The 3,207-nt window shown below is 68.8% G+C and carries 4 protein-coding genes and 1 pseudogene; all 5 read right to left on the reverse strand.

What is annotated here, in order from left to right:
* Positions 1-382, reverse strand: a pseudogene (locus Q8K05_RS13575) (8-amino-7-oxononanoate synthase); the annotation flags it as partial.
* Positions 379-1,071 (reverse strand): dethiobiotin synthase, encoded by a 693-nt coding sequence (bioD, locus tag Q8K05_RS13580; protein ID WP_305247149.1) that lies wholly within the window; start codon positions 1,069-1,071, stop codon positions 379-381. The pseudogene Q8K05_RS13575 and the gene bioD, both read right to left, overlap by 4 nt.
* Positions 1,064-2,431, reverse strand: coding sequence for an adenosylmethionine--8-amino-7-oxononanoate transaminase (locus Q8K05_RS13585; protein ID WP_305247150.1), 1,368 nt, complete (start codon positions 2,429-2,431; stop codon positions 1,064-1,066). The genes bioD and Q8K05_RS13585 overlap by 8 nt, the downstream gene beginning before the upstream one ends.
* A 26-nt stretch (positions 2,432-2,457) precedes the next feature.
* A complete protein-coding gene (panD, locus tag Q8K05_RS13590; protein WP_305247151.1) occupies positions 2,458-2,838 on the reverse strand; it encodes an aspartate 1-decarboxylase in 381 nt (126 codons plus the stop codon).
* Between the two features lie 27 nt (positions 2,839-2,865).
* Positions 2,866-3,207 (reverse strand): thiamine phosphate synthase (locus tag Q8K05_RS13595; RefSeq protein ID WP_305247152.1); only part of this gene is annotated, 342 nt, incomplete at its 5' end.

Raw genomic sequence — 3,207 nt, forward strand, 5'->3', positions numbered from 1 at the left:
TCGCGTCACCGGCGCCCACCAGCGCCGGAATGATGCCGAAGGTGGTGCCATAACCTGCATAAAAGGAGAGCGCGCGCGGCAAGCCCACAAATGCCCCCACAACCTGCTCCAGCGCCTGGTTGGCCGCGCTGTGGCCGCTCACCAGCGGTGAGCCGCCCGAGCCCACGCCATAGGCCTGGGCCCCGGCGCAGGCGGCCTGCACCAGGCCCGGGTGGGTGGCCAGGCCCAGGTAGTCGTTGCTGCAAAAAGCCAGCATGCTGTGCCCGTTCACGGTCAGGCGGGCGCCGCTGTCGGGCGTGACCACGCGGCGCTGGCGGCGCAAATGGGCGTGGTCCAGTTCGGCGATGCGGGCCGGGAATTCGTCAAGCCAGGAGGTAGTCATTGCCATGCCGATGGAAGGTTGAAGGTCAGCGCCCGCGGATTGGGCGTGGACTGATAGGGAATCGTTGCCAGCAGCGGCGCCTGGAGTTGGCGCTGCAAAAAGGCGATGTTGTCGTCCTGCGCCAGCATGCCTGGGTCGACCTGGTTGGCGACCCAGCCCGCCAGCGTGAGCCCGCGCGCGCGAATAGCCTCGGCGGTCAGCAGTGCGTGGTTCAGGCAACCGAGCCGCAAGCCCACCACCAGCAGCACCGGCAGGCCCAGCGCCTGCGCCAGGTCGGCGCCGGTTTCGGTGTTCGACAGCGGCACATGAAAGCCGCCTGCGCCTTCCACCACCACGGCGTCGGCCCGCAGCGCCAGCGCGCGGTGGCAGGCCACGAGGTGGCCGATGTCAATGCGCACACCGGCACGGGCTGCGGCGATGTGCGGAGACACCGGGTCGGGCAGCAGCACCGGGTTGTCGAGTTCGGGCGGCGCGGCGCAGGTAGAGGCGGCGCGCAGGGCGACAACATCTTCGTTGCTGTCCATGCCGTCAACCCGCACCGTGCCCGCCGCAATCGGCTTCATGCCGACGACACGGGGGTGGTAGCGCGCCAGCGCATGCAGCAGGCCGGCGCTGACCAGCGTTTTTCCCACGCCGGTATCGGTGCCTGTGACAAACAGCGACAGCGCTGGCCGCGCGCGCTCAGCCATGCGCGGGGCTTTCGTCGGCCAGCGTGGCCTCCAGCGCCGCCAGCGCGCCGCGCGCCAGATGGGCCGCCGATGCGGCATCCATCACATAAGGCGGCATGGCGTAGACCGTGTTGCCAATCGGCCGCAGCAGCACGCCGTGCGCCATCGCGTGCCGGGCGTAGCGCCGGGCAAAGTGGGGCAGCGGCGTTTTTCCGACCGCTGTCTCGTCGATGTCCCAGGCCCAGATCATGCCGAGCCGGCGCGCATGTCGCACCGAGGGGTGCTGCGTCAGCGGCGCAAAGGCCTGGTCCAGCGTCTGCGCCAGTTCGGCGTTGCGGGCCAGCACGTTGGTTTGCTCAAACAGCTCCAGCGTGGCCAGTGCGGCGCGGCAGGCCAGCGGGTTGCCGGTGTAGGAGTGCGAGTGCAAAAAGCCCCGGGCCATCTCGTCGTCGTAAAACGCCTCGTAGACCGTGTCGGTGGTCAGCACGGCCGACAGCGGCAGCGTGCCGCCGGTCAGCCCTTTCGAGAGGCAGACAAAGTCGGGCCGTATGCCCGCCTGCTGGTGCGCGAACATCGTGCCGGTGCGGCCAAAGCCGGTGGCAATTTCATCGGCGATCAGGTGCACCTCGTAGCGGTCGCACAGCGCGCGTGCCTCGCGCAGGTAGGCGGCGTCGTACATCGCCATGCCGGCGGCGCACTGCACCATCGGCTCGACGATCAGGGCGGCGGTCTGCGCATGGTGCTGCGCCAGCCAGCTTTGCAGGCCGGCGGCCGCGCGCCGGGCGACTTCAGCGGCGCTTTCGCCGGGCCGTGCGCCGCGCGCATCGGGGCTGGGCACGGTGGCGGCCAGCCGCACCAGCGGCGCGTAGGCTTCCCGGAAAATGGCGATGTCGGTCACCGCCAGCGCGCCCACGGTTTCGCCGTGGTAGCCGCCCGCCAGTCCGATGAAGCGGCATTTTTCCGGCCGGCCGCTGTTGCGCCAGTAATGCGCGCTCATCTTCAGGGCGATTTCGGTGGCGCTGGCACCGTCGCTGGCGTAAAAGGCATGGCCCAGGCCGGTCAGGGCGCCCAGCCGCTCCGACAACTCCACCACCGGCTGGTGCGTGAAACCGGCCAGCATCACGTGATCGAGCTGCTCCAGCTGGTCGCGCAGCGCCGCCTTGATGTGCGGATGGCTGTGGCCAAACAGGTTGACCCACCACGAACTGATGCCGTCCAGGTAGCGCTGGCCTTCAAAGTCATGGAGCCACACGCCTTCGGCCCGGGCAATGGGCACCAGTGGCACTGGCGGTGGCCCTGCCGGGGACTGGTGCAGCTTCATCTGCGTGCAGGGGTGCCACACGTGGCGCAGGCTGCGCTCAATCATCGAGGCGTTGTCCATGGGGGCTCCCAAAGCGAGCGGAGCCATCAGGGCTGCTGCACCGGAATGGTCGAGCGCTCTTCCTGGATGCGGTTGTCGGGGTTGACGAACACCAGCCTGGGTTTGAAATCCGCGACCTGGTCCTCATGTACCTGGGCAAAGGCGGCAATGATGACCAGGTCGCCCACGGCGGCACGCCGAGCCGCTGATCCATTGACCGAGATGATGCGGCTGCCGCGTTCGGCCCGGATCGCGTAAGTGATGAAGCGCTCGCCGTTGTTGATGTTCCAGATATGGACCTGCTCGTTTTCGCCCAGGTTGGCGGCGTCCAGCAGGTCTTCGTCAATCGCGCAGGAGCCTTCGTAATTGAGCTCGCAGTGGGTCACGGCAGCGCGGTGGATTTTGGATTTGAGCAGGGTTCTGAACATAGGGGTTCCAAGCAAAGGGGCTGAACTTTACCCGCTGGCCAGCGTGGTGCGCGGCAGGCGGGGGCTGGGGGCGGGGGCATCGCTGCGACCGGCGGCCCAGGCAGCGGCCAGTTCGGCCAGGGCGGCTTCGGGGTCTGCGGCGGCCGTCACGGCTGAGATGAGGGCTCCGCCCGCTGCGCCGTGGTGCGCGGCGTCGTGCAGGCGCAGGGCATCCATGCCCCCGATGGCCACCACTGGCACGGGCAGCAGCTGGCTCCAGAACGCCAGGTTGCCATTGCCCTGGGGCAGCCAGGGCATGTCTTTGCTGGCCGTGGCGTGGATGGGGCCACAGGCCATGTAGCTGGGCCGCAGTGCCCAGGCGCGGCAGAC

Source organism: Polaromonas sp. (assembly GCF_030682935.1).
In the GTDB taxonomy this organism is placed as follows: Bacteria; Pseudomonadota; Gammaproteobacteria; order Burkholderiales; family Burkholderiaceae_C; genus Polaromonas.